Source organism: Bacillus sp. UNC438CL73TsuS30 (assembly GCF_000482325.1).
Lineage (GTDB): Bacteria > Bacillota > Bacilli > Bacillales > Cytobacillaceae > Neobacillus.
In genome coordinates, this window is the sequence record NZ_AXVA01000005.1 from 374,986 (window position 1) to 399,727 (window position 24,742).

26 protein-coding genes are annotated in these 24,742 nt (G+C 37.6%); 18 read left to right on the forward strand and 8 right to left on the reverse strand.

The features are described from left to right. Positions 1-33 precede the first annotated feature (33 nt). Positions 34-765, forward strand: coding sequence for a tRNA (adenine(22)-N(1))-methyltransferase (locus tag M028_RS0102015; RefSeq protein ID WP_026572427.1), 732 nt, complete (start codon positions 34-36; stop codon positions 763-765). Beyond that, a complete protein-coding gene (locus M028_RS0102020) occupies positions 743-1,858 on the forward strand; it encodes a Nif3-like dinuclear metal center hexameric protein (protein ID WP_026572428.1) in 1,116 nt (371 codons plus the stop codon). Before M028_RS0102015 ends, M028_RS0102020 begins: the two co-directional genes overlap by 23 nt. Positions 1,859-1,921: 63 nt before the next feature. Here the strand turns inward: M028_RS0102020 and M028_RS0102025 are convergent, their stop codons facing one another. Together M028_RS0102025 and vrrA are read right to left on the reverse strand one after the other, a co-directional pair. Next, on the reverse strand, positions 1,922-2,863 hold the full coding sequence (locus M028_RS0102025) for a 4-hydroxy-3-methylbut-2-enyl diphosphate reductase (RefSeq protein ID WP_026572429.1): 942 nt from the start codon (positions 2,861-2,863) through the stop codon (positions 1,922-1,924). Positions 2,864-3,046: 183 nt separating this feature from the next. Then, positions 3,047-3,817, reverse strand: coding sequence for a VrrA/YqfQ family protein (vrrA, locus tag M028_RS0102030; protein WP_051590887.1), 771 nt, complete (start codon positions 3,815-3,817; stop codon positions 3,047-3,049). Between the two features lie 258 nt (positions 3,818-4,075). On the opposite strand from vrrA, the gene M028_RS0102035 reads away from it, so the two are divergent. Next, positions 4,076-5,392, forward strand: a complete 1,317-nt coding sequence (locus M028_RS0102035; protein WP_026572431.1) for a DEAD/DEAH box helicase — start codon at positions 4,076-4,078, stop codon at positions 5,390-5,392. Positions 5,393-5,413: 21 nt separating this feature from the next. Then, a complete protein-coding gene (locus M028_RS0102040; RefSeq protein WP_026572432.1) occupies positions 5,414-6,307 on the forward strand; it encodes a deoxyribonuclease IV in 894 nt (297 codons plus the stop codon). A 38-nt stretch (positions 6,308-6,345) separates the two neighbouring features. Here the strand turns inward: M028_RS0102040 and M028_RS0102045 are convergent, their stop codons facing one another. Beyond that, positions 6,346-6,606, reverse strand: coding sequence for a DUF2624 domain-containing protein (locus M028_RS0102045; protein ID WP_026572433.1), 261 nt, complete (start codon positions 6,604-6,606; stop codon positions 6,346-6,348). 167 nt (positions 6,607-6,773) lie between these two features. Here M028_RS0102045 and M028_RS0102050 point away from each other — a divergent pair, with 167 nt between their 5' ends. From M028_RS0102050 to M028_RS0102060, 3 genes are read left to right on the forward strand one after another with little or no spacing between them, the layout of a single operon-like run. Beyond that, on the forward strand, positions 6,774-7,547 hold the full coding sequence (locus tag M028_RS0102050; RefSeq protein ID WP_026572434.1) for a metal ABC transporter ATP-binding protein: 774 nt from the start codon (positions 6,774-6,776) through the stop codon (positions 7,545-7,547). Next, positions 7,544-8,389, forward strand: a complete 846-nt coding sequence (locus tag M028_RS0102055) for a metal ABC transporter permease (protein ID WP_026572435.1) — start codon at positions 7,544-7,546, stop codon at positions 8,387-8,389. The genes M028_RS0102050 and M028_RS0102055 overlap by 4 nt, the downstream gene beginning before the upstream one ends. Positions 8,390-8,400: 11 nt before the next feature. Further along, positions 8,401-8,814, forward strand: a complete 414-nt coding sequence (locus M028_RS0102060) for a Fur family transcriptional regulator (protein WP_026572436.1) — start codon at positions 8,401-8,403, stop codon at positions 8,812-8,814. Between the two features lie 46 nt (positions 8,815-8,860). On the opposite strand, the gene M028_RS0102065 is transcribed toward M028_RS0102060, so the two are convergent. Continuing rightward, positions 8,861-9,463 (reverse strand): nucleotidase, encoded by a 603-nt coding sequence (locus tag M028_RS0102065; protein ID WP_026572437.1) that lies wholly within the window; start codon positions 9,461-9,463, stop codon positions 8,861-8,863. A gap of 184 nt (positions 9,464-9,647) precedes the next feature. On the opposite strand from M028_RS0102065, the gene M028_RS0102070 reads away from it, so the two are divergent. After that, complete coding sequence (locus tag M028_RS0102070; protein ID WP_051590888.1) at positions 9,648-10,019, forward strand: hypothetical protein; 372 nt, start codon at positions 9,648-9,650, stop codon at positions 10,017-10,019. Between the two features lie 67 nt (positions 10,020-10,086). Here M028_RS0102070 and ispG read toward each other — a convergent pair whose 3' ends face one another. From ispG to M028_RS0102090, 4 genes are all read right to left on the reverse strand, one after another. After that, a complete protein-coding gene (gene ispG / locus M028_RS0102075) occupies positions 10,087-11,187 on the reverse strand; it encodes a flavodoxin-dependent (E)-4-hydroxy-3-methylbut-2-enyl-diphosphate synthase (protein WP_197031364.1) in 1,101 nt (366 codons plus the stop codon). Between the two features lie 129 nt (positions 11,188-11,316). Then, positions 11,317-11,643 carry a hypothetical protein gene (locus M028_RS0102080; RefSeq protein WP_026572440.1) on the reverse strand — a complete coding sequence of 109 codons (327 nt, stop codon included), beginning with the start codon at positions 11,641-11,643 and terminating at the stop codon, positions 11,317-11,319. An 86-nt stretch (positions 11,644-11,729) separates the two neighbouring features. Further along, a complete protein-coding gene (locus M028_RS0102085) occupies positions 11,730-12,503 on the reverse strand; it encodes a DUF1189 domain-containing protein (RefSeq protein ID WP_026572441.1) in 774 nt (257 codons plus the stop codon). A 100-nt stretch (positions 12,504-12,603) separates the two neighbouring features. Next, positions 12,604-13,299 carry a Crp/Fnr family transcriptional regulator gene (locus tag M028_RS0102090; protein WP_026572442.1) on the reverse strand — a complete coding sequence of 232 codons (696 nt, stop codon included), beginning with the start codon at positions 13,297-13,299 and terminating at the stop codon, positions 12,604-12,606. Between the two features lie 363 nt (positions 13,300-13,662). Between M028_RS0102090 and M028_RS0102095 the strand changes: the two genes are divergently transcribed. The 10 genes from M028_RS0102095 (at position 13,663) to phoU (ending at position 24,487) form a co-directional block, all read left to right on the forward strand. Further along, on the forward strand, positions 13,663-14,271 hold the full coding sequence (locus tag M028_RS0102095; protein ID WP_026572443.1) for a superoxide dismutase: 609 nt from the start codon (positions 13,663-13,665) through the stop codon (positions 14,269-14,271). A 120-nt stretch (positions 14,272-14,391) separates the two neighbouring features. Further along, positions 14,392-15,609: an MFS transporter gene (locus M028_RS0102100; RefSeq protein WP_026572444.1), complete on the forward strand. Its 1,218-nt coding sequence runs from the start codon at positions 14,392-14,394 to the stop codon at positions 15,607-15,609. Between the two features lie 214 nt (positions 15,610-15,823). Continuing rightward, the gene (locus tag M028_RS29230; RefSeq protein WP_051590902.1) at positions 15,824-17,899 is read left to right on the forward strand and encodes a peptidoglycan D,D-transpeptidase FtsI family protein; all 2,076 of its coding nucleotides are present in this window, start codon (positions 15,824-15,826) and stop codon (positions 17,897-17,899) included. 175 nt (positions 17,900-18,074) lie between these two features. Next, a complete protein-coding gene (locus M028_RS0102110) occupies positions 18,075-18,989 on the forward strand; it encodes a phosphate ABC transporter substrate-binding protein (protein WP_026572445.1) in 915 nt (304 codons plus the stop codon). A gap of 213 nt (positions 18,990-19,202) precedes the next feature. Beyond that, positions 19,203-20,111 (forward strand): phosphate ABC transporter substrate-binding protein, encoded by a 909-nt coding sequence (locus tag M028_RS0102115; RefSeq protein ID WP_026572446.1) that lies wholly within the window; start codon positions 19,203-19,205, stop codon positions 20,109-20,111. A gap of 262 nt (positions 20,112-20,373) precedes the next feature. Continuing rightward, positions 20,374-21,294 carry a phosphate ABC transporter permease subunit PstC gene (pstC, locus tag M028_RS0102120; protein WP_026572447.1) on the forward strand — a complete coding sequence of 307 codons (921 nt, stop codon included), beginning with the start codon at positions 20,374-20,376 and terminating at the stop codon, positions 21,292-21,294. Further along, positions 21,294-22,181 carry a phosphate ABC transporter permease PstA gene (pstA, locus tag M028_RS0102125; protein ID WP_026572448.1) on the forward strand — a complete coding sequence of 296 codons (888 nt, stop codon included), beginning with the start codon at positions 21,294-21,296 and terminating at the stop codon, positions 22,179-22,181. The genes pstC and pstA overlap by 1 nt, the downstream gene beginning before the upstream one ends. A gap of 30 nt (positions 22,182-22,211) precedes the next feature. Continuing rightward, positions 22,212-23,030 (forward strand): phosphate ABC transporter ATP-binding protein PstB, encoded by an 819-nt coding sequence (gene pstB, locus M028_RS0102130; protein ID WP_442852768.1) that lies wholly within the window; start codon positions 22,212-22,214, stop codon positions 23,028-23,030. A 10-nt stretch (positions 23,031-23,040) separates the two neighbouring features. After that, positions 23,041-23,814 (forward strand): phosphate ABC transporter ATP-binding protein PstB, encoded by a 774-nt coding sequence (gene pstB / locus M028_RS0102135; RefSeq protein ID WP_026572450.1) that lies wholly within the window; start codon positions 23,041-23,043, stop codon positions 23,812-23,814. A gap of 13 nt (positions 23,815-23,827) precedes the next feature. Beyond that, complete coding sequence (phoU, locus tag M028_RS0102140; RefSeq protein WP_026572451.1) at positions 23,828-24,487, forward strand: phosphate signaling complex protein PhoU; 660 nt, start codon at positions 23,828-23,830, stop codon at positions 24,485-24,487. Positions 24,488-24,742: the final 255 nt, after the last annotated feature.

Sequence of the window (24,742 nt, forward strand, 5' to 3'; positions counted from 1 at the left end):
AAGATGGAATTCTAAAAGGTGTGGTGAAGATTTTTGAACACAGATAAATTATCGAACCGTTTGGCGACGGTTGCAAAATATGTTCCAAATGGAGCAAGACTTGCCGATATCGGCTCTGATCATGCCTATTTACCTTGCTTCCTTGCAAAAAACGAAGCAATTTTATTCGCTATAGCTGGTGAAGTGGTGGAGGGACCATTTAAATCCGCCGTTGGAAATGTACAATCAGAAGGTCTGTCGGATATTGTTTCGGTTCGTTTAGGTAATGGCTTAGAAGTCATCGAGGTTGGTGAAGTGGATTGCATAACCATTGCAGGAATGGGCGGAGCCCTGATTGCAAATATATTAGAAAATGGGATAGAGAAACTACAAACCGTTAGACGGTTAATCTTACAACCGAATTTAAGTGCTTCTTCGATACGAAAATGGCTTATCGAGCACCAATGGGAGCTAATTGCGGAAGAAATTCTAGAGGAAGACGGAAAAATATACGAGGTTTTGGTAGCTGAAAATGGCGACACGTTTAAACCATATAAAAATACTCAATTAGAACTTGGGCTTTTAGTCGGTCCCTTTTTATTACATAAAAAAGATGAAGCATTTAAAAAGAAATGGCTTATGGAAAAGGAAAACTGGAAAAGAATTTATTCCCAGCTTGAAGGGGCTGCAGCTACCGAAGAAACTGAGCAGAAAAAACAGGAACTTTTAGAGAAAATTAAAATGGTAGAGGAGGCGCTAGGGGATGAAGATAGCGAATGGACATGAAATTATACAATTATTTGAACGATTTTCTCCAAAAGGTTTAGCGATGGAGGGCGATAAAATTGGTCTACAGATTGGGAGGCTCAACAAAAAAATAGACCGAATTATGATTGCACTTGATGTTCTGGAAGAAGTCATTGACGAAGCAATTGAAAAAAATGTTCAGCTCATTATTGCTCATCATCCTCCTATTTTTCGGCCGCTAAAAAATCTGCTTACAGATACAACTCAAGGAAGAATGATTGAAAAACTGTTAAAACATGATATTGCTGTTTATGCAGCCCATACCAATCTTGATGTAGCTAAGGGTGGGGTTAATGATTTACTTGCAGCAGCACTTGGCTTGGAAAATTCAAAAGTCCTTGTCCCTACTTATGAAACCCCATTAAAGAAATTGGTTGTTTTTGTACCGAAAAGCCATGAGGAGCAAGTGAGAAAGGCACTTGGAAATGCAGGTGCAGGCTTTATCGGAAATTATAGCCATTGTTCCTTTTCAACAGATGGTACAGGAAGGTTTTTACCTGGAGAAGATACAAAACCATATTTGGGAGTACCTGGACAATTAGAAGAAGCAGTTGAGGTACGGATTGAAACCATAATTCCGGAGCCGTTGCTTAAAAAAGCTATTTCGGGAATGATTAAAGCCCATCCATATGAAGAGGTTGCCTATGATGTCTATCCAGTTGAAAATACTGGTGAAGTACTTGGATTGGGCAGAATTGGAACCATTCAAGAGATGTCATTAAAGGAATTTACCGAGAAAGTTAAAAACGCTCTTGAGGTAGATCAGGTAAGAGTGGTTGGTGATTTATCCGCTAAGATTAAAAAGGTTGCTGTGTTGGGTGGCGACGGGAATAAATATTTTACACAGGCAAAGTTTAGTGGAGCAGATGTCTATGTTACCGGGGATATTTATTATCACACTGCACATGATGCAATGATGTTGGGATTAAATATGATTGACCCAGGTCATAATGTTGAAAAGGTGATGAAAAAAGGAGTTACCGCCGTGCTTCAAAAAATGTGTGAAGAATCTGGCTACCAAGTAGAGATTTTTCCTTCTGAAATCAATACTGATCCATTTACTTTTGTTTAAGAGTGAGGTTTAAGGAAACCGATACTTTTTATAAAGAGAAAACCGGTCCATGACCGGTTTTTGTTAACTTTTTTTCACTTTAGGAAGAATCTTGTTCAATGGGACGTTTTTTCTTCGTTCCCATGTGGCTTCATTATTTGGGTCAAATTGTTCAAGAAAACTAATCACCTCTTTGGTGATTGGTGTTGGTGTGGAAGCACCGGCTGTTACGGCCACTGTTTTAGCGTCCTTAACCCATTCAATTTCCAACTCTTCGATATTCGCAATACGATATGCTTTTGTTCCGGCAATTTCCTCTGAAACCTGTGCAAGACGATTTGAATTATTACTTTTTGGATCGCCAACAACAATTGTCACGTCCGCTTCAGTTGCTTGACCAGCCACCGCCTCTTGACGGATTTGTGTAGCATGACAAATTTCATTATGGACCTCTACATGCGGAAACTTTTCCTGAACCTTCTTCATTGTATCTGCGACATCCCATTGGCTCATCGTAGTTTGATTTGTAACGATCAGTTTGTCACTATCGATGTTTAATGCTTCTACATCCTCAGGAGTTTGTACTAAGTGGACAAATCCCGGAGCAACGCCAACAGCACCTTCTGGTTCTGGATGTCCTTTTTTTCCAATATAAATTGTTTGGTAACCCTGACTAGCTTTTTCATGTATTAAATCATGGGTCCTTGTTACGTCCGGGCATGTAGCATCAATCGTAACAAGCCCTTTTTCTTTAGCTATTTGACGAACCTCTGGAGAAATACCGTGAGCTGTAAAAATTACGGTACCTGATTCCACTTTATCAAGGATGTCCCTGCGATTTTCTCCGTCAAGGGTAATAATCCCTTCCTCGGCAAAAGCATCGGTGACATGCTTATTATGAACGAGCATTCCGAGAATATAAATCGGACGTGGTAATGTTTTATCTAATGCGGCATTTCTAGCGATGACCATGGCATCGACAACACCATAACAATAACCGCGTGGTGATATTTTTATTATTTCCATATAAGTTAGTCCTCCCAAAAAAGAACATGAAATTCACAATCTATGTATTTATTATATAAAACTAATAGAAATAAAACAAAGATACATTTTTCCTTTATTTTTATTAACGCCAATAAAGACGTGGCTTCACTGTCCTTTTTCGACAATAAAAATAAAAAGAATGCTGTTCCCAGCATTCCTGGTTTAAATATAGAGTTTAGGAACTGAACTACCTTTCTGACGCATTGTTTTTTTATGGTCTGGACGTTTTCTTGATGTCTGATTTTGTTCAGATTTATGACTGCTGGATTGTTTCCTCGTTGTGTGCTGTTTTTTTTGCTGAGTCCGTTTTTTACCTCCTTTAGTAGTGTTAGAGGTAGTTTTTGAACTTGATTCATCCTTTAATGATTCGTTCTTGTCTTTACTTTCGTCAACTTTTGCTGATTCTTCCGTGTGGTCAGGTGCATTTTTTAAACCCCTGTATAATTTCCACATGGCCGGCAAATTTTTGACGAGCGGGCCATACTGCTGGATCATCGGGCCAATGGTTTGCGCCGTTTTTAACACTTGTTGTGTGTTATTTAATAAGCCGCTAATACCACCTGGATTACTTAAGGACTGCAGTAGACCTCCACCACCGGAAGCTGCTCTACCGGCGCCCTGAATAGCACCAAGTCCATTCATTCCGCCTGCTGGATTGCCTCTTCCTAAAATCTTTGATAGCAGTCCTCCGCCTCCGCCTCTTCCCATTTGTCCGGCCCCGCCCATCATAGGGTTTCCGCCGCCGAACATATTAGCGCCTGATCCAGCCATTGGATTTCTGCCGCCAAACATACTACCACCTGGTCCACCCATTGGGCTTCTGCCGGCAAACGGGTTCATCATTGGTCCGCCTCCGCCAAATGGACTTGATCCTGGTCCCATCATTCGGGGGCCCATTCCCCCTTGCATTCCGTTCATAGGTCCTGGTTGCATCTCTATACCTCCCCCCCAAAAACGTCTTCATGCTTTAAAATATGCTTATAACCAATTTTGGTTTAGGTCTAATGCACAGGACAACAGGAATTTTTCTGATTTAAAATGTGATTAAAGGTAAATGATGTAAATAGAAAAAAGATTACTGGAGTTTTGTATGATTTTTTACTATAATTGCATGATGGACGAAAAGCGGAAACTCTTGTAAAAGCAAGAAAACCATTCCTAAAACAGATTAATTTAATAAGGAGCAATTAAATGAAGGAAAATCAATTTGGTCGTTTTAAATTTCAACCTTTTATCATAGAAGCACTAAATCAACAAGGTTTTTATCAGCCAACTGAAATTCAAGAAAAGATGATTCCACTGGTTTTAAAATCAGAAAGCGCCATTGGGCAATCACAAACCGGAACAGGTAAAACACATGCTTTTGTTTTGCCTATTCTCGAAAAAATTAAACCGGAGGTTCAGCAGGTTCAAGCGGTCATTACCGCGCCAACAAGGGAACTAGCCTCGCAAATTTATCATCAAATTTTAAAAATGACAGAACATTGCAGCGCAGACCAATCGATCATGACTAGATGCTATATTGGTGGAACGGACAAGCAGCGAACAATTGATAAATTAAAGGTACAGCCTCATATTGTGGTAGGGACACCTGGTAGAATTAAGGATCTTATGACCGAGCAAGCTTTATTTGTGCATACTGCGGATACTCTCGTTGTCGATGAAGCAGATATGATGCTCGATATGGGATTTATTGAAGATTTGGATCAAGTTGCTGCGAAAATGCCGGAAAAATTACAAATGTTAGTTTTCTCTGCAACCATTCCCGAAAAGCTGAAACCGTTTCTTAAAAAATATATGGAAAACCCAAAAATTATCCAAATCGATTCAAAACAAAGGGCAGCAGTTAATTTAGAGCATATTCTTTTACCATCAAGACATCGAAATAAAAAACAATTGGTTCATGATACATTACTCGCTTACAACCCTTATTTGGCTATTGTTTTTACAAATACCAAAAAAATGGCTGAAGAAGTCGCTGGTTTTTTAATTGAAAAAGGGTTAAAGGTTGGCAGGGTCCATGGGGATTTAAATCCGCGTGAACGTAAGAAAATGATGAAGCAAATTCAAGACCTTGAATTCCAATATATTGTTGCCACCGATTTGGCTGCAAGAGGAATTGATATTGAAGGGGTCAGCCACGTCATTAACTATGAATTGCCGACGGATTTAGATTTTTATGTTCATCGGGTAGGGAGAACGGCAAGAGCCGGAAATTCAGGGATTGCTCTTACCATCTACGATCTTTCCGATGAAGATGCCCTTAACCGTTTAGAAAAAATGGGGATCCAATTTAAATATGTAGATCTTAAAAATGAAGAATTTGTTGAGATTGAGGACCGAAATAGACGTAAAACTAGGGTTAAACAAGAAGACGCCGCAGATAAAATGGCTAAGTCAATGATTAAAAAACCGCAAAAGGTTAAACCGGGCTATAAAAAGAAAATGCAATGGGAAATGGATAAAATTAAAAAACGACAACGAAAATTAAATCAGAGAAAAAAATAACGAGTGAATGGAGAGGGAAAAATGCTGAAAATTGGATCTCACGTTTCCATGAGCGGCAAGAATATGCTTCTGGCTGCAAGTGAAGAGGCTGTATCTTATGGTGCAAATACGTTCATGATTTATACCGGCGCTCCACAAAACACACGAAGAAAAAAGATTGAGGATTTGAACATCGAAGCAGGAAGAAGACATATGGAAGAGAACGGGATTTCTGAAATTGTTGTTCATGCCCCCTATATTATTAATATTGGGAATACAACAAATCCGGATACTTTTGAATTAGGTGTAAGATTCCTTCGGTCAGAAATTGAGCGGACAGAAGCACTCGGAGCAAAGCAAATTGTTCTCCATCCCGGTGCACATGTCGGTGAGGGAACAGAAGCAGGTATTAAAAAAATTATTGAAGGATTAAATGAAGTCTTAACTGGCAAAGAAAATTTGCAAATAGCATTGGAAACAATGGCGGGGAAAGGATCTGAATGCGGGAAAACCTTTGAGGAACTTGCGATGATAATGGATGGAGTTACCTATAGTGATAAGCTTTCGGTATGTTTTGATACTTGTCATACCCATGATGCCGGGTATAATATTGTCGAAGATTTTGATGGTGTATTAAATGAATTTGATAAAATAATTGGAATTGACCGCTTAAAGGTTCTCCATATTAATGATAGTAAAAACGCTGTCGGGATGAGAAAGGACCGTCATGAAAATATTGGATTTGGGCATATTGGTTTTACTGCCCTGAACTATATTATTCATCATCCGCAGCTTACAGATATTCCTAAAATTTTAGAAACTCCATTTGTCGGCGAGGATAAAAATAATAAAAAGGCTCCTTATAAATTTGAAATTGCTATGCTTCGTGAACAGAAGTTCAATGACAACCTTCTGGATGAAATCATGCAATCATAAGCAAAAAAGCTGTGCGGATTGCACAGCTTTTTTAAATTCTAATTAGCTTTTGTTAATTGCATAAAAAGTTTATTTACTTCACGTGCTGTTTCCGGTCCGGCAGCTTTGGCTATTTCTTTTACTAATGCAGCGCGTTCACGGTCATCAAAAATATTAATATTTTTTCCTCGTAAGTATTCAGCGATTTTTTTCGCTTGGGTTCGGTTTACCGAAATATTAAATTGCTTGGCATACTTTAATAATTCTTCGGCAGAAATGGTATTAATTTTATGATTAATGATGTTTTCAAATATCCTCACCGTCATCACTCCTCTGTGCTAATGTATGAAAAAGGAGGAAGAATGTGACTCATCTTAAAAGATTTTATGGGCTTATTTTGAATTACTTTACAACTGGGAAGACCTATTGTATACTACATGATGTTAAATCGGAATGATTCTTAAAATTAAAGGTGAGAGTTCAGCATATGCAATCAATTATTGAAATTAAGCATCTTTTTTATCGTTATGAAAAAGACATGGTCCTTGAGGACATTAACTTTTTAGTTCCAGACGGCTCTTTTTTAGCGATTGTCGGACCAAACGGTTCAGGAAAATCAACGCTATTAAAGCTAATTCTAGGTCTATTGAAACCGCAAAAAGGCAATATTTATTTATTCAACCAAGAGCTAAGTAAATTTAAAGATTGGCAAAAGATCGGTTATGTTTCCCAAAAGGCCAATTCTTTTAATACAGGATTCCCGGCAACCGTATTCGAAGTCGTCTCAAGCGGGCTAACTAAAAAAATTGGGATGTTCCGGTTCTTTAAGAAGGAACATTCACAAAGGGTAATGGAGGCGCTCGAGGCAGTCGGAATGGATAAATTCAGCAGGCGGAATATTGGTGAGCTTTCAGGTGGTCAACAGCAGAGGGTATTCATAGCTCGTGCACTTGTCAGTGAACCGAAGCTCTTAATCCTAGATGAACCGACGGTCGGAGTAGACGCACAAAATGTAAATTCGTTTTATCAAATGCTGGGAGATTTAAATCACAAGCGGGGTATTACCCTTTTACTGGTGACCCATGATATTGGAACGATATCAGAAAAGGTAACACAAGTCGCCTGCCTAAATAAACATATGCATTTTCACGGGAATACAGAGGAATTTGAGAGGTATAGAACAGAAGGTATCTCGGATTTCTATGGGCATGGTGTTCACATGCTATCCCATCAACATGATCACGGAGGCGAGTCAGATTGATTCAAGGAATTTTTCATTATGAATTTTTACAAAATGCCTTTTTAACCGGGATCATGATTGGCTTCCTCGCTCCTTTATTAGGTGTATTTATTGTTGTAAGAAGACTTTCCTTAATTGCAGATGCCTTAAGCCATGTTACACTGGCAGGAATTGCAGCAAGTCTTTTAATCGAAAAATACTTCACGGTGATGGCGGGGTTAAATCCACTTTATTTGGGGATGGCCTTTTCAGTGGGCGGCTCCTTATTTATTGAAAAACTAAGAGGAGTTTATAAACATTACCAAGAATTAGCGATTCCGATTATCCTTTCAAGCGGGATTGGACTTGGAGTTATCTTTATTTCCCTTGCCAATGGATTCAACACTGATTTATTTAGTTATTTGTTTGGCAGTGTATCGGCGGTTAGCCGTACTGATTTATGGGTTATTTTTATTATTTGTCTTTTAGTCGTTCTTGCAATTATTTTATTGTATAAAGAATTGTTTTTATTATCATTTGATGAAGAGCATGCCAAAGCATCTGGAATTGCAGCCAAAAGTATTCATTTTATTTTTATCGTAATGGTCGCGCTTGTCATAGCGGCTTCGATGCGGATTGTCGGGATTCTATTGGTTTCCTCGTTAATGACTTTACCTGTTGCTGCAAGTATCCGAATTGCCAAGGGGTTTAAACAGACGATTTTCTTTTCAGTTCTCTTTGGGGAAATCGCTGTAATGGGAGGACTCTTTACTGCTTATTATTTAGATTTGGCACCAGGTGGAACGATTGTCATGATTGCAGTTCTGATTTTAATTTTTTCCATTCTTTCTAAAAAAATGACCGTTCATAAACAGGTGCAATAGAGGTGAAACACGTGAACGTTAATGAGGCAATACAATATTTAAAAGAAAAAGGTTTTAAGCACACAGGGAAAAGGGAAGAAATGCTGCAACTATTTGCGGATAGTGATAAATATTTAACAGCTAAGGATGTGTTAGACCGATTAAAAGAAGGGTATCCTGGATTGAGTTTTGATACCATCTACCGCAATCTTTCTTTATTTGTAAAAATGGGAATCCTGGAAATGACGGAATTGTCGGGGGAAAAACATTTTCGTTTTACCTGCTCCCATCATAGCCACCACCATCATTTTATTTGCCTTGACTGCGGAAAGACAAAAGAGATTGAAACTTGTCCAATGAATGAGTTAAGTGAGGATTTAATCGGGTATGATATATCGGGCCATAAATTTGAAATTTACGGAAGATGCCCGGAATGTATTCAATAACTATAAAAAACAGCTTGTCGTCATAACAAGCTGTTTTTTTCGTACATTAAACGGTTGTAAGTATCGCTTTCTTTTCTTCATGATTTGTTTTTAACCAACGTTCAACCCATTTAAATGCTTCAATCCAATTGTTGACACGGACCACCCCAGATGGAATTGGATCTTGGTTATAGGGGGTATTAAATAAAATAACCGGGATTTGACATTCTTCATGAATCATTACAGCATTATCGTGCTTATCCTCAAAAAATATGTCAACCCGATGTTTTTTTACCGTTTCAACTTTATCATGTGATCCAATTAAATCAATGTTATGATAGGTTAACCCTTTTTTTCTGAACCAATTTTTTGTGTTTTCAAGTAAATGTGGTCCGCGGGCGCTGATGAAATATAGTTGATGTTGATCCTTCCACATATTTAGAATATCGTCTGCACCGTCTGCAAGCGGTGACTCCTCATAGATCTTTGGTTCGTTTTCACTAAACCATTTTGAAAATTCCTCTTCAGGAACATTTACAAAGGGAGTCAAATCGTATTGGTTTATATCGGAAAGGTGAAGATTTAACCCAAAGTCTTTATTTATAAAGGGTAAAAGCGCTGAAGGACTTGTTACCGTTCCATCAATGTCAATGCCAAATTTTTTTTTCATTGCCGTCACCTACATTGCTAATTAGTATCTTATTTTATTGTACCAAAGAGAGTTATTACACTAAAGCTAAATATTTTTGAAGTTTTTGAAGAAAAACCCTATTGCAGACAAACATTAACAAACTAAAAAAAAAAAAGAAAACAAATACTAATAAGGCTCCTATAACTGAAAGTGAGGGATCAAGATGGCAGACCAAGAGAGAGACACTGGGGTGCGTGAAAATACCGAAAGTGCATACATTGGACAAGACATCCCAAATAACCCTTCAGACTATAGAGAAGAAACAGCAGCAGAAATTGCTGCACCTATACCTGTTGCTAGGCGGCGGGAACATGATGATATTAGAGGCCGGGCAGAGGCTGGAACGGGTACTGGTTATGTTGCATTAGCACTATCGATTTTATCTCTGTTTGTATTGCCGATTCTTTTTGGTGCTGCAGGGATTGTGTTAGGATTCATTGCGAGAGGCAGAGGAGCAACTGGTCTCGGTGCATGGGCAATCGGGATTGGTGTCGTATCGATTATCATCGGTATTTTTATCCTCCCGTTCTTTTAACCAACAACCTGCAATAGGGGCAATTGATAAGAAAAAAACCCGGTAGTTAACTACCGGGGTTTTTTTCTTATTTCGTCACTTTTTCTTCTTCAGCCTTTTTCCTGAAATATTCTTCTGCGACTTGGTCTATTTCTTTTTTCAATTCTTCGACCATTTGGTCCTCTGGAACTTTACGGACGATTTCGCCTTTTCTAAATAACAGTCCTTCACCGCGCGCACCGGCAATCCCGATATCAGCTTCACGTGCCTCACCAGGACCATTGACAGCACATCCAAGCACAGAAACCTTGATAGGCGCCTTAATGTTCTGAATATATTCTTCCACTTCATTAGCAATACTAATTAAGTCGATTTCAATCCTTCCACATGTAGGACAAGAAATCAGTGTTGCGGCATTGGAGGAAAGTCCAAATACCTTTAAAAGTTCTCTTGCTACTTTGACCTCTTCAACAGGGTCCGCACTTAAAGATACTCGAAGGGTGTTTCCAATCCCTTTGTTGATGATTGCTCCTAATCCAGCTGCACTTTTCACTGTTCCGGAAAAGAGTGTCCCCGATTCTGTAATCCCTAAATGAAGTGGATAATCAAAAGCACGAGCCGCTTTTTCATATGCTTCAATTGCAAGATTGACATCAGATGCTTTCATGGAAACAATGATGTCGTGGAAATCGAGATCTTCAAGAATTTTGATATGATGGAGGGCGCTTTCGACCATTCCATCAGCAGTTGGATAGCCGTATTTTTCAATGATTCGCTTTTCAAGAGAACCAGCGTTCACACCGATCCGGATTGGAATCCCCCGTTCTTTTGCCGCTTTTACAACAGCTTCAACTTTTTCTCGCTTTCCAATATTACCTGGATTGATACGGATTTTATCTGCTCCGCCTTCAATCGCCTTTAATGCCAATTTATAATCAAAATGGATGTCAACTACAAGCGGAATATTAATTCTTTTTTTAATTTCAGATATAGCATTGGCAGCACGCTCATCCGGACAAGCTACCCTGACAATTTGACATCCGGCTTCCTCTAGTCGCTTGATTTCGGCTACAGTAGCCTCAACATCATGCGTTTTAGTGGTTGTCATACTTTGTATAATGATTTCATTGTTTCCGCCAATCGTTAAATTACCGACTTTAATTGGGCGGGTTTTCGTACGATGTATAATTTCACTCACGTGGAATTCGCTCCTTTAAATTGGAATTCGAATAATAAGTCAATTAATTTTATCAGTCTCCTACTAATTTTGACAAGATAAATGGTTTTATCCTGATTACTTAGATTAATCAGAACCTGATTAATTTGAGTAATCAGGAAATTGATAGGTAGCACCAACTTGAATTTTTTCAGGTGAAAATCCGGGATTGAGAAGCTTAAAATCTTTTACCAATTCGGTAATTGAAACGGGAAGAGGCTTCTGTAATTGATGTTCAACAATAGAAATGACGGTTTCACCCGGTTCAACACTTGCTTGAAAGGATGGGATATCTGATTTTGGTGAACTAGTTTCTGTTTTTGCCTCAACAGTTTGAATTGCTTCGCTAGGCAAGGTACCGACCGTTAAGTCAATGTATATAACATATATAATCAGCGCAGTAAGCACAAGACCTAATAACTTTTTCATTTGTACATGCCTCCAAAAAGGAAAGTTTGTACATCCTATGCTTGTCCACTTTTAATTAGACCAAAAAACACACCAAACATGGTGTGTTAATTGATTTTTTTCGGTTTTGGGGTTTCATTAATGGCTAAATATAACACAATGATGATGACAAACCAGTTAATTAAAAAGCTGTTTGGTACAGAGGTCTTTAATGTAGCCATAATGGTGAAGAATATGGTCGGTAATGTTTCACTATAAGCAGCCATTCTCCATAAATGCCGGTAATTTAATTTTCTCCCTAGAAGGTTTTTTAATGCTAATCCAATAAAGGCTAGAACGGAAACCTCAATAAAACTTGCCGCACTTGAAAATAAATAAATTAAAAGAGCAGCAATCGGAATAATAATCGTTTTCATATCGTCTAAAGCTTGAATGAAGTCCATTAAATCATTTTGAGTTACGTGTAATCCTTGAAGCATTGAATAAGGATAGGTTTGGACCTCTCCTCCGGAGGCTAATACAAACTCGTCCTTTAATAAGGCAAAGGCATTTTCTTCATCGGCAACATCCTTTTCAGAGACAGCTCCTGTCGGATCAAGCATGATGGAGAATTGATTTTTATTGATGGTAATGGGAACTTTCGTATCTGCATTAAGTTTGCCGTTCTTAATTTCAAATGAAGGAATTTCATCTTTAATAACAGTCCTTGCCGTGTCAATTCCGTTTGCAAGGGAAGTACTTAAATAATAGACAGACGGGAGAATAGAAATGAAAGTAAGGAAAAATACATATAAGATTGTTTTTCCAATACCCTGAAACCGAAATAGGGCTATATCCTTAGGGGAATATAAACTTTTATAAAATTGTTTAAAAATATTCATAATGACCACCTTTATATTGATTCACCATTCTATTGTAGCCGCTTAAAGCGTTATATACAAGAATGATCAAAGTTAACAAAGGTAAATTGAATATTCCCGCTTAATTAATTCCGCAAATTTCATGTTTACAATTCTGGCAGTCAACCTCTTGTTTCAGGTAACTTAATTTTTTGATAATGAATTTTTGCTGATCATAGGAAATGATTTCTTTTTCTCGCAAATCTTTTAATAGTCGTTGAATGACTTCCCGTGTTCCAAACGTTAAATTGGCGAGCTCCTGATGGGTTATGGGGATGTCGATGAGAATTCCATCAGGAGTTGCAACCCCGTAGGAATTGCAAAGACGAATTAAAATTGAATATAAACCGCCCCTTTTTCCATTCATAATTAAATCCATGCATTTTATTTGGGCCTTGATATAACTGATGCTCAACCAAGCGAGAAGAGCATTCATGGCATCTGGATCTAAGGAAACAAATTCTTCAAATTGCTCCTTTTTAATCATAATTAGTTCACAGTCTGTGAGTGTTTTTGCGTTAAATTGGTAATAGGGATTTTTAGAAAAAAGCTGATACTCAACCAGAATTTCATGATGACTTAAAATTTTTAGAGTAAAGTCCTTGCCGCTTTCATGAACTCTCCCAATAGCGATACTTCCGTTAGCTATTAAGTAAATATAGTTTACAAGCTCCTTTTCTTGAAATAGAACCGTGCCAGCTTTTACTTTTTGAATGGGCTCATTTATTGAAAAAAAATTATGTAATAACTGATAAATCATCCTATTTGATTTTTGCATATTCTCCACTCCTCAATTTGATTTAAATGCGGAAAGGGTCTACTGTCAATAAGTGGTTTTCCATTAACTGGAGGCAGGTTTTTCTCATTTAGCTCAAAAGGTTGATAGAACAACCTTTTGAAATCATGACAACTTTTTGAAAAATTCTAGGGATACCATTATGTTTTCTTATTTACCCTTTTGGTGAATAAAAACTGATATTCAGGGGATTGTATCTTTGTGGTATTAGCGCAGGCATTTCATTTGAAACCGGCTGATATATTTGGTAATCTTAAGGAGAAAAGCTTTAGAAATATTCTAACATCATTATGATTTTAGTTTACTAAGGCCCAAAATAAAAACGTATACATAGGAGGATGTACCATGGCATTCGAATTACCACAATTACCTTATGCAGAAAATGCACTTGAGCCACACATCGACAAAGAAACAATGAACATTCACCACACTAGACACCACAATACTTATGTAACAAATTTAAACAACGCTTTAGCAGGAAATGAAGAGTTATTATCTAAGTCTGTTGAAGAAGTAATCTCTAACTTAGATGCAGTTCCTGAAGCTGCACGTACTGCTGTACGCAACAACGGCGGCGGACATGCTAACCACTCTTTATTCTGGACAATCCTTTCTCCAAACGGCGGCGGTGCACCATCTGGTGAACTAGCTGATGCCATAAACAGTAAATTTGGCAGCCTTGAAGCTTTCAAAGAAGAGTTTGCAAAAGCAGCAACTACTCGTTTCGGTTCTGGCTGGGCTTGGTTGGCTGTAAATAACGGAGAATTAGAAGTTACTAGCACTCCAAACCAAGACTCTCCATTAATGGAAGGTAAAACTCCAATCCTTGGTCTTGATGTTTGGGAGCATGCTTACTACTTAAAATATCAAAACAAACGCCCTGACTACATCGGTGCATTCTGGAATGTAGTAAACTGGGATGAAGTAGCAAAGCGTTACAGCGCAGCGAAATAATTATGTATTGAAAAAAGACGGCTAACTTTTAGCTGTCTTTTTTTATGGAATTGTTTACAGAAAGGTGAATAAGAAAATCTTGCTTGTTAAAGACTACCCTTATGAAAAAGGGGAGTTTTTATGGCAAAAAAATTTAAGTTTTTGGGTGAAGTAGAACTAACAAAGGATCTCACATTATTGCTATTAATTGGTGGATTATATTCCCTAAGCGTTGCTCTTTCCAACACATTTGTGAACATTTACTTATGGAAGCAAACAGGACAATATTCTGACTTGGCATTGTACAACCTATCAATTGTTGTTCTTCAGCCATTGACCTTTATTTTAGCCGGAAAATGGGCGAAGAAAATTGACCGAGTCATTGTTCTTAGAATTGGTGTAATCTTTCTGACATTTTTTTACGTAACTGTATTAGTAGCCGGAAAACATGCATCAACCTATCTTCTTCTTTTAGGGAGCCTTTTGGGGATTGGCTACGGATTTTATTGGCTCGCATATAATGTTTTAACATTTGAAATAACAGAGCCGGAAACTCGAGATTTCTTTAACGGTTTTCTAGGGATTTTATCATCCGCCGGAGGAATGATTGGTCCTATAGCAGCAGGGATTATCATCACTCGATTTGAGAAATTTGCTGGTTATTCCATTGTCTTTGGCTTATCACTTAGTTTATTTGCTCTCGCTGTTTTCTTAAGCTTTTCTTTAAAACGCAGGCCTGCGCATGGAAAGTATTGTTTTACGAGAATTTTAGCGGAAAGAAAACAAAATGAAAATTGGCGTCTCGTAACGAATGCTCATTTTTTTCAGGGCTTAAGAGAGGGGACGTTTTTGTTTGTCATTTCTGTATTCGTGTACATTTCAACAGGCAGTGAAATGGCCTTAGGAACCTACGGCCTCCTAAATTCCGGTATTTCCTTTATTGCCTATTACTTTGCCTCAAGGTTAATTAAAAAAAGAGCCAGAAAAAAAGCGATTCTCATTGGCGGCATCCTTCTATATTTAGCGATCTTGTTAATTGTTTGGGATGTGAATTTCGTTAAACTGTTAATTTATGCAGCCACTATTGCGATTGCTTACCCACTTTTGCTGGTACCATACATTTCAACTACATATGATGTTATTGGTACAGGGTGGAAAGCAGCTGAAATGAGGATTGAATATATTGTTGTTCGGGAAATTTTCTTGAATGTTGGCAGGGTTGTTTCGATTTTGTTATTCTTAGCCGCCATTACTTGGTTTAATGAGGAAAACAGTATCCCAATCCTCTTATTAATATTAGGGGCGGGACATACATGTATTTATTGGTTTATCAAACGAGTTCAAATACCTACTGCTTAAAGCGATGAGAAGAAATTTACTCATCGCTTTTTCCATTTTTTATAAAGAACATGTGACTTTAGTCGATTGTTGTAAATTGGTAAGGGTTGATAATAGTAAAAAACAGCTTTTTCTTATAGAATAGAAAATGTTATGTTCAGTTAAAAGGAAGTGAGAATTAATTTTGAATCAAAAAAAGAAAAAAAAGAAAACGCATGTGCCCCTTCGTTTAAACATGCTCTTCTTTGTGGTTTTTCTACTTTTTTCTATATTAATTTTGCGTCTTGGGGTTGTTCAAATCGTCTATGGTGATGATTTTAAACGTGAAATCCAGCGTACCGAAGATATTACTGTAAATAACCCTGTTCCTCGGGGGAAAATGTTTGACAGAAATGGTAAAGTGATTGTCGATAATAAACCACTAAATGCGATCACCTATACGAAATATCAAAATACAACACAAGAAGAAATGTTGGAAACGGCTGGAAAGTTAGCGAAATTGATTCATATGGATATATCCAAACTTCGCGATCCTGATATAAAAGATTATTGGATATTAAAAAATCCTGAAAAAGCAAAAGAGAAAATAACTAAAAAAGAATGGGCATTATACAATCAAAAAAAATTAGATGATAAAGACATATACAAATTGGAGCTAAGTAGAGTAACAAAGAAAGAAATGGACAGCTTTTCAAAAACTGATCTTGAAACCTTGGCCATTTTTATTAAATTTAACAGCGGCTACGCTTTAACTCCGCAAATTGTTAAAAATAAAAATGTGACCCCTGAAGAATATGCCGTTGTAAGTGAAAATCTTGAGAATCTTCCAGGTGTAGATACTACAACAGATTGGGATCGAAAATACCCCTTTAATAACACATTAAAAACGGTACTCGGGAATGTAACTTCAACTGAAGAAGGAATACCAAAAGAACAGATTCAAGAATATCTTGCCCGGGACTATAGCCGAAACGACCGAATCGGTAAAAGTTATATTGAAGCTGAATATGAAGACGTACTTCACGGGCAAAAAGCAAAGGTGAAAAATCAAACAGATAAATCTGGGAATGTGTTATCGACTGAGGTTGTTTCGGAAGGAAAACGTGGTAAGGATCTTGTCTTAACAATTGACATGGACCTTCAGAAGAAAGTCGAAAAAATCATTGAAGATGAACTTTGGAAAGCAAAAGCTTATCCGAGAACCGGATTACTGGATCGTGCCTTTGTTGTTTTGATGGACCCGCATACTGGTGAGGTTTTAACCATGGCCGGTAAACAAATTGCCCATGATGAGAAAACCGGTAGATTGGTTATGAGGGATTTTGCTCTAGGAAATATAACAACATCCTATAACGTTGGTTCTGCTGTAAAGGGTGCAACGGTTTTAACAGGATACAAAACTGGTGCTATTCATCCAGGATCTATGCAATTGGATGAACCATTAAGAATTGCCAGCACGCCAATTAAAGCCTCATGGAAAACCTTTGGGTGGATTAATGATTTACAAGCACTACAAGTGTCTTCCAACGTCTATATGTGGAAAACGGTAATAGCTATGGCGGGGGGACATTATGCAGCTGGTCAGCCTCTAAATTTAGTTAATAAAGATAAAACGGTAAGTACCCTTCGACAGTCATTTAATCAGTTCGGCTTGGGAACTTTAACGGGAATTGATTTGCCAAATGAGAGTGCAGGGTTTAAGGGAATTGTAAGCCAGCCAGGTAATCTTCTTGATATGGGAATTGGTCAGTTTGATACGTATACCACTATGCAGCTTGCACAGTATATTTCTACTATTGCTAATGGAGGGTACCGCGTAGAGCCGCATCTTGTAAAGGAAATACGTGAACCAATTATGGAAAAAAATCAATTGGGGCCGATTGTTCAAGAAATTCAACCGAAGATATTAAATCGGATTGATGAAAAGGATTCTTGGATTAATCGTGTAAAAGAGGGATTTAGAATGGTCATGCAGACAACAGGAGGTACTGCCTATAGTTATTTTAAAGGCGCTGATTACAGTCCTGCAGGGAAAACTGGAACGGCTCAAGCGTTCTATGATGGACCTGACCGTAAGAAATTTGGAAAAATCCCTCCTGAGGTGATGAACTTAAGTCTGGTGAGTTTTGCTCCCTCTAATAACCCTGAGGTCGCTATGGCTGTATTAGTTCCATGGGTTTATCAAGGCAACAGCGGACCTAGTGTAAACAACTATATTGGCCGTCGCGTATTAGATGCTTATTTTGATTTAAAGAAAGAACGGGCTAAGAAAAGTCAAAAAGCTTTATCGGCTGATAAAAATAATGGTTAATAAACACCTTGTCTCATTTAATTTGAGGCAAGGTTTTTTGCTTTTTACATAAAAAATCGACATGGATTTACAAAAGGTTTACATTCCCTTAAAACACAGTTAACAGTCAGGTATTATCATGAAACATGTAAGCAAAACAAAAAACCACCAAATTTCTTAGGGGGAATTACAGAAAATGAAAAGCTTTAAAAAAATTAGTCTTGCAACAATTTTAGCAGCTTTAATGGTAGTAATGGCTGCCTGTGGAAGCACTACATCTAAGGAAACAAAAGAATCTGCAAAGAATGATCAGTCGAATACAAAAGAACTTTCTGGCTCATTAGTTATCTCCGGTTCAACTGCATTACAGCCATTAGCGTCAGCGGCGGCTGAAGAATTTATGAACAAAAACTCAAAAGTGAGCATCCAAGTAAACGGCGGTGGATCCGGTACTGGTCTATCACAAGTTGCTCAAGGTGCGGTTCAAATTGGTAACTCTGACCTTTTCGCTGAAGAAAAAGGTGTTGATGCAAGCCAGTTAGTTGACCATCAAGTTGCAGTAGTTGGTATTACTGCTGCAGTAAATCCTAAAGTTGGGATTAAAGATATTAAAAAAGCTGACCTTATCAAAGTATTCACTGGTAAAATTACGAACTGGAAAGAGCTTGGCGGAGCAGACCAAAAAATTACGCTTGTAAACCGTCCTGATTCTTCAGGTACCCGTGCAGTATTCAATAAATTAGCATTAGATGGAGCTACTCCTGCCGAAGGCGTTACAGAAGATGCATCAAATACAGTTAAAAAGATTATTAACGAAACTCCAGGTGCAATTGGATACCTTGCATTCTCATATTTAACTGACAACACAGTAACAGCTCTTTCAATCGATGGTGTAGAACCAACTACAGAAAATGTAACAACTGGTAAGTTCCCAGTTTGGGCTTATGAGCATGCTTATACAAAAGGTGAACCAAACGAAGTAGCAAAAGCATTCCTTGACTACATGATGAGCGATGAAGTTCAAACAAATATTGTAACCAAACAAGGCTATATTCCTGTAACATCAATGAAAGTAGAACGTGATGCAAAAGGAAATGTTACAAATAAGTAATCTAATCAATGTAAAAATGGGCACCCTGCAATAGGGTGCCCATTTTTCTGCTCTATTTTCTCTGAATTGCAAACTCTTATTAATGAACTTTACAAAAGCTTAATATTCATTTACGAATGATTTACATCAAATTCAAATTGGGTTAACACTTTACCGTTAATATGTAATATGTAAGGCAGACAAGTATTAAAAATCCTTAGGGGGAATGAATAAATGAAGAGCACGAAAAAATTTAGCCTTGTAACAATTTTAGCGGCTTTAATGGTAGTAATGGCTGCTTGTGGAGGCGGAACAAATAAAGATCAATCAAATCAAACTGCAAATAATTCCTCAAAAGAACTTTCCGGTTCTTTAGTAATTTCTGGCTCAACAGCATTACAGCCATTAGCATCTGCAGCGGCTGAGGAATTTATGAATAAAAATTCAAACGTAAGCATCCAAGTAAACGGCGGTGGATCTGGTACAGGTTTATCTCAAGTTGCACAAGGTGCGGTCCAAATTGGTAACTCTGACCTTTTTGCTGAAGAAAAAGGGATGGATGCAAGTAAATTAGTTGACCACAAAGTGGCCGTCGTAGGTATTACTGCAGCGGTTAACCCAAAAGTAGGTATCAAGGATATTAAAAAAGCTGATTTAATCAAAGTTTTCACTGGTAAAATCACTAACTGGAAAGAACTTGGCGGTGCAGACCAAAAAATTACGCTTGTAAATCGTCCGGATTCTTCAGGTACTCGTGCAGTATTCAATAAATTGGCTTTAGATGGGGCAACTCCTGCTGAAGGAATTACAGAAGATGCTTCAAATACAGTTAAAAAGATTATTAATGAAACTCCAGGCGCAATTGGATATCTTGCTTTCTCATATTTAACTGATGACACAGTAACAGCACTTTCAATCGATGGTGTAGCATCAACTACAGAAAATGTAACGACAGGTAAATTCCCAGTTTGGGCATATGAGCATGCCTATACAAAAGGTGAACCAACTGGAGCAGCAAAAGCATTCCTTGACTACATGATGAGCGATGAAGTTCAAACGAATATCGTATCTAAACAAGGCTACATTCCTGTTACACAAATGAAAGTAGAGCGCGATGCGAAAGGGAATGTTACGAATAAATAAATGAAATAAAAAATGAAAAGGGTGTGTCCTTGAAAAGTAAAACTTTTCGGGCACACCCTTTTGGTTTATATACCAAGTGCGAATGCTAATGTATAAAAATTAATCATCTTTACAAAAACTTAATATTACTTTACCTATCCTTTACATTGAATTCAAATTCGGTTAACACTTTGACGTTAATATGTAACATGTAAGGCGAAAAGATTTTGAATCAGGTGCTTATATCCTGTTATCACGTAAGATAGGGGTGTTTAACTTTTTTATGGAAAAAGTGATTCCAGCAAAAGATAGATTATTAAAATCACAAAAGAATTGGATGAACGGGGAAGTAAGAGGGAAAATCATAGTTTTTATATGTGCGATTATAATGATATCAGCAACGATTGCGATTACGATTTTTCTAGGGCAAAAAGGATTGCAGTCTTTTATCAAAGATGGTGTAAATCTATTTGAGTTCGTAACCGGTAAGATTTGGAATCCTACCGATCAAGCAAAGCCGCTATACGGGGCACTACCATTCATTTTGGGATCTTTCGCAGTAACGTTTCTCTCAGCAATTATTGCAGCACCATTAGGAATTGGTGGAGCCATTTTTATGACAGAAATTGCTCCTTCCTGGGGAAGAAAAATACTACAACCCGTAATAGAGCTTTTAGTAGGTATTCCATCAGTTGTTTATGGATTCATCGGTCTTACCGTATTGGTACCATTTATTAGAGGACATGTTGGAGGGCTTGGTTTTAGTTTATTGTCGGGAATGATTGTCCTATCGATTATGATCTTACCGACTGTGACAACAATTGCAACTGATGCCATGAGTTCACTTCCAAATAATCTTCGTGAAGGATCTTATGCATTAGGGGCAACCCGCTGGCAAACTATTAGAAAAGTGTTGATTCCTGCAGCATTACCAAATTTATTGACTGCCATTGTACTGGGTATGTCCCGGGCCTTTGGGGAGGCATTAGCTGTTCAAATGGTCATAGGAAATGTAAAATCAATGCCTCACAGTCTTTTGGATGCATCAGCCACACTAACAACGATTATTACTTTAAATATGGGCAACACGACGTTTGGAAGCCCTGAAAATAATGTCTTATGGTCTTTGGGATTAATATTATTAATTATGTCATTCGCTTTTATTCTTTTGATTCGCTACCTTTCATCTAGGAGGAAGATTTAATGAATTCGAGAGTAGCCGATCGGATCGCAACAAGTGTTTTTGTTCTTATTGCCGTAATTATCATTGCAGTTTTAGTGGGTTTATTTGGTTTTATTTTATTTCACGGTTTGCAGCATGTTTCATTCAAGTTTCTAACCACCCCATCAAGTAATATGATGGCTGGCGGAGGAATTCGCGATCAATTATTTAATTCATTTTATGTCCTGTTTATTACGATGTTAATTACTATTCCTCTAGGCGTTGGCGGCGGGATTTATATGGCTGAATACGCTAAACCGGGGAAAGTGACAAATTTTATTCGCTCTTGTATCGAGGTTTTGGCTTCCATGCCTTCGATTGTAATTGGGATGTTCGGTCTATTAATGTTTGTTACCTTAACAGGTTGGGGCTACACCATTTTAGGGGGAGCACTTGCACTTACTGTTTTTAACTTACCTGTAATGGTGAGGGTTAGTGAAGATGCGATTCGTACAGTTCCACGGGAGTTAAAGGAAGCGAGCCTTGCACTTGGGATCACTCATTGGCATACGATTAAGACGGTTTTATTGCCAAGTGCCTTTCCGGTTATTTTGACGGGTGCAATCCTTGCTTCAGGTCGTGTCTTTGGTGAGGCAGCAGCTTTATTGTTCACAGCTGGATTATCAACACCAAGATTAGATTATACGGATTGGAATCCTTTTTCTGATGTGTCACCACTGAATATCTTCCGTCCTGCTGAAACTTTGGCAGTTCATATTTGGTCGGTTAATACCCAAGGGTTAATTCCGGATGTTAAAGACGTTTCAAACGGTTCAGCAGCTGTTTTAGTACTTTCTGTTTTAATTTTCAACCTGCTTGCCAGATGGATTGGCAGTCTAATTCATAAAAAGATTACTGCTACTAAATAAAGAAAAAGGTGAGATTGGATGGTTATAGCTATGAAAGAAAGAGAAACAGTAGAAACTGCAGCAAACCTAGAAGATTATATTACTCCAATATTAAAAGAAAACATATTAAAGGTAGATAATCTTGAAATCTTTTACGGTGAAAAACGTGCAGTGAACGGTATTTCAATGGATATTGAAAAAAACTCGGTTACAGCACTTATAGGTCCTTCAGGGTGCGGAAAATCTACATTTTTACGCAGTATTAATAGAATGAATGACCTTATCCCAGGAGCGCGGGCAGAAGGGGAAATTAAGTATGAAGGTCTAAATATTTTATCGGATCAAATCAATGTAGTTGCATTAAGAAAAGAAATTGGAATGGTTTTTCAAAAGCCAAATCCATTTCCAAAATCAATCTACGAAAATATTACCCATGCATTAAAGTTTAGTGGAATCAGAAAGAAAAGTCAGCTTGATGGAATCGTAGAGGAGAGCCTACAAAAAGCAGCTCTATGGGATGAAGTGAAAGACAGACTTCACAAATCAGCTCTCTCTCTTTCAGGTGGACAGCAGCAGCGTCTTTGCATTGCACGGACGATTGCCATGAAACCAACGGTTATGCTTTTGGACGAACCTTCTTCTGCGCTTGACCCAATTTCGAATGCAAAGGTAGAGGACTTGATTGTTGAATTGAAAAAAGATTACTCCATAGTTATTGTCACCCATAATATGCAGCAGGCATCACGGATTTCCGATAAAACAGCCTTCTTTTTAAGTGGTGACTTAATCGAGTACGATGCAACAGAAAAGATTTTTACTAATCCTTCAGTACAAAAGACAGAGGAATATATTTCAGGTAGATTTGGCTAAGGAGGATATTATGACTTCAATAACAGTTCACAGACAAGCTTTTCAAATAAATGATTTAAACTTGTGGTACGGAGATCACCACGCACTCAAGAGTATAAACTTTCCAATTAATAAAAAAGAAGTAACGGCGATTATTGGTCCTTCAGGATGCGGGAAATCAACGTTTATTAAAACCTTAAACTTAATGATTAACTATGTACCAAATGTAAAAATGACTGGGGAAATTAATTATAATGACCAAAATATCTTAAATGAAAAAACGGACCTTGTAGACCTGAGAAAAAATGTTGGTATGGTTTTTCAAAAAGGTAATGTTTTTCCTCAATCGATTTTTGATAACGTAGCATATGGACCTAGAATCCATGGAGTTAAACGAAAAGTCCATTTAGAGGAAATTGTCACAAAGGCATTATTAGATGTAGCGTTATGGGATGAAGTAAAGGACCGTCTACATGCACCGGCACTTGGTCTTTCCGGTGGACAGCAGCAAAGATTGTGCATAGCAAGGGCACTGGCAACTAAACCGGATGTTCTACTTATGGATGAGCCTACTTCCGCTCTTGATCCAATTTCCACCTTGAAAATTGAGGAATTAATCCTAGAATTGAAAGAAAAATATACCATTGTTATTGTAACACACAATATGCAGCAGGCATCCAGAGTATCAGATAAGACTGCCTTCTTTTTAATGGGAGAGTTAATTGAGTTAGACGAGACAGCTAAAATATTCTCGCAGCCTTCAGACCAACGTACTGAGGATTATATTACAGGAAGATTCGGATGATAGAGGTGATAAAATGAGTACAAGATCGAATTTCGACAATCAATTAAACGAGTTAAAAAAATTAGTATTGGATATGGCAAAAAAGTCGGAAATTGCCATTAAGGATGCAATGGATGCCCTCATCCAACAAGATCTTGAAAAGGCTAAAGAGATTATAAATGCAGATAATATAATTGATGATTTAGAGCAAGACATTAATAATAAAGCAATCATTCTTATAGCGAAAGAATCACCAGTAGCAACAGACCTCAGAAGAATTATTGCCGCCTTAAAAATTTCTTCAGAGGTGGAGCGTATAGGTGATTTAGCCGTAAATATTGCAAAATCCTCGCTTCATATTGGGAAGGAAAAGCATATTAAAGAAATCATCGATATTCCGAACATGATGAATCGGGCACTAGAAATGTTGTCTGAATCCTTATCAGCCTTTTATACTGAAGATATAACACTTGCACAAAGCTGTGCAGAGAAAGATGATAAAGTAGATGAAATGTACGGAAGTTTGGTCCACGAATTAATGGGCTATATTCCCAAAAATCCGAATGCAACCAATCAGATTACTCAATTAGCATATGTCTGCCGCTACATTGAAAGAATTGCAGATCATTCCACTAATATTTCAGAAAATGTTATCTTTTTAGTAACAGGAAACCGTTATAATTTGAATGCTTAAAAATTAATGTTACATCCAAGGATGAGGCCATAAAACACCTCATCTTTTTTATTTTCACTTAAAAAAATGTCGAAACCATTCATTCGGATCTGAGGGAGGATGTCGATTCCTTGTTAATAGAAGGTGTATGTTTATAAAAATAAATTTTTTCCAAGTCTTAAATAACTATGTCATAAGGAATAGCAAGATACGACAAAATGCGTTTATTGTGCCTTTTACGTTCAAATGATACGATAAAATTATTAAAAATATGAA

Excerpts from the sequence above, each read along its gene's own strand:
- M028_RS29230 (WP_051590902.1), top strand. The coding sequence starts at position 15,824 with ATGCTCTTCTTTGTGGTTTTTCTACTTTTTTCTATATTAATTTTGCGT.
- pstB (WP_026572450.1), top strand. The coding sequence starts at position 23,041 with ATGACTTCAATAACAGTTCACAGACAAGCTTTTCAAATAAATGATTTA.
- M028_RS0102095 (WP_026572443.1), top strand. The coding sequence starts at position 13,663 with ATGGCATTCGAATTACCACAATTACCTTATGCAGAAAATGCACTTGAG.
- M028_RS0102115 (WP_026572446.1), top strand. The coding sequence starts at position 19,203 with ATGAAGAGCACGAAAAAATTTAGCCTTGTAACAATTTTAGCGGCTTTA.
- M028_RS0102100 (WP_026572444.1), top strand. The coding sequence starts at position 14,392 with ATGGCAAAAAAATTTAAGTTTTTGGGTGAAGTAGAACTAACAAAGGAT.
- M028_RS0102080 (WP_026572440.1), bottom strand. The coding sequence starts at position 11,643 with ATGAAAAAGTTATTAGGTCTTGTGCTTACTGCGCTGATTATATATGTT.
- pstA (WP_026572448.1), top strand. The coding sequence starts at position 21,294 with ATGAATTCGAGAGTAGCCGATCGGATCGCAACAAGTGTTTTTGTTCTT.
- M028_RS0102025 (WP_026572429.1), bottom strand. The coding sequence starts at position 2,863 with ATGGAAATAATAAAAATATCACCACGCGGTTATTGTTATGGTGTTGTC.
- M028_RS0102065 (WP_026572437.1), bottom strand. The coding sequence starts at position 9,463 with ATGAAAAAAAAATTTGGCATTGACATTGATGGAACGGTAACAAGTCCT.
- M028_RS0102085 (WP_026572441.1), bottom strand. The coding sequence starts at position 12,503 with ATGAATATTTTTAAACAATTTTATAAAAGTTTATATTCCCCTAAGGAT.
- M028_RS0102040 (WP_026572432.1), top strand. The coding sequence starts at position 5,414 with ATGCTGAAAATTGGATCTCACGTTTCCATGAGCGGCAAGAATATGCTT.
- M028_RS0102110 (WP_026572445.1), top strand. The coding sequence starts at position 18,075 with ATGAAAAGCTTTAAAAAAATTAGTCTTGCAACAATTTTAGCAGCTTTA.
- M028_RS0102090 (WP_026572442.1), bottom strand. The coding sequence starts at position 13,299 with ATGCAAAAATCAAATAGGATGATTTATCAGTTATTACATAATTTTTTT.
- M028_RS0102020 (WP_026572428.1), top strand. The coding sequence starts at position 743 with ATGAAGATAGCGAATGGACATGAAATTATACAATTATTTGAACGATTT.
- pstB (WP_442852768.1), top strand. The coding sequence starts at position 22,212 with ATGAAAGAAAGAGAAACAGTAGAAACTGCAGCAAACCTAGAAGATTAT.
- phoU (WP_026572451.1), top strand. The coding sequence starts at position 23,828 with ATGAGTACAAGATCGAATTTCGACAATCAATTAAACGAGTTAAAAAAA.
- pstC (WP_026572447.1), top strand. The coding sequence starts at position 20,374 with ATGGAAAAAGTGATTCCAGCAAAAGATAGATTATTAAAATCACAAAAG.
- M028_RS0102070 (WP_051590888.1), top strand. The coding sequence starts at position 9,648 with ATGGCAGACCAAGAGAGAGACACTGGGGTGCGTGAAAATACCGAAAGT.
- M028_RS0102050 (WP_026572434.1), top strand. The coding sequence starts at position 6,774 with ATGCAATCAATTATTGAAATTAAGCATCTTTTTTATCGTTATGAAAAA.
- vrrA (WP_051590887.1), bottom strand. The coding sequence starts at position 3,817 with ATGCAACCAGGACCTATGAACGGAATGCAAGGGGGAATGGGCCCCCGA.
- M028_RS0102035 (WP_026572431.1), top strand. The coding sequence starts at position 4,076 with ATGAAGGAAAATCAATTTGGTCGTTTTAAATTTCAACCTTTTATCATA.